This window comes from Achromobacter sp. GbtcB20 (assembly GCF_019091095.1).
Classification (GTDB): domain Bacteria; phylum Pseudomonadota; class Gammaproteobacteria; order Burkholderiales; family Burkholderiaceae_B; genus Achromobacter; species Achromobacter mucicolens.
The window spans coordinates 1-596 of sequence record NZ_JAGXJZ010000169.1 but is presented as its reverse complement, the minus strand read 5'-3'; the positions used below and the strand labels follow the sequence as shown (position 1 = coordinate 596).

The window sequence follows — 596 nt, the reverse complement described above, 5'->3', positions numbered from 1 at the left end:
GGTTTGGGCATGCGCGCAGCCCGAGGAAAAAGCCAGGGCGAGCACCGCGCCCAGGATGGCGCGGGAAGAACGAAGGAGTCCGGATTGATTGGTCATGAAAAATGTATCGGTGCCGTGCAAGCCGGCGATTGCATGAGAAACACGGCCGTGCACGCGAAGCGGCGCCGCCGTGGCGGAGGTATATCTGGTGGAAGCATCAGGCCTTGCGGCGCCTGAAAAATTTGCCGAGTCCCACCATCAGCCCGAAGCCTGCAATCAGGATGACCTTGGCAAACTTGGCCAGGAAGGCCGCGATCACCGCGAACAGGCCCAGCTTCTTGGCCGCGACACCGGTTACCAGCGCCGCGATGCCGTACTCCGCCACCTTGTCGGTGCCGGCATCGAAGTCCGCATAGGTCTTGCCGGCATTGAAGCTGGTCTGCGCGAGCAGGGTCTGGACAAAGGGTTTATTCGCCGCCAGCGAATCGAAGCCGGATACCAGGTTCATCGACAAATAGCCTTCGCGGCCCAGCACGTAGGTGTTGTAGTTGGCGCCGTGTTCCGCCTTCGTCGTACCCTTGTCCTTGCTCTCGATCGCCCACACCAGGCGCTGCGAT

1 protein-coding gene is annotated in these 596 nt (G+C 61.6%); it reads right to left on the bottom strand.

Translation table 11 applies throughout. The features are described 5' to 3' along the window. Positions 1-196: 196 nt before the first annotated feature. Positions 197-596 (bottom strand): DUF2167 domain-containing protein (locus tag KVT32_RS28390; RefSeq protein WP_217619238.1); only part of this gene is annotated, 400 nt, incomplete at its 5' end.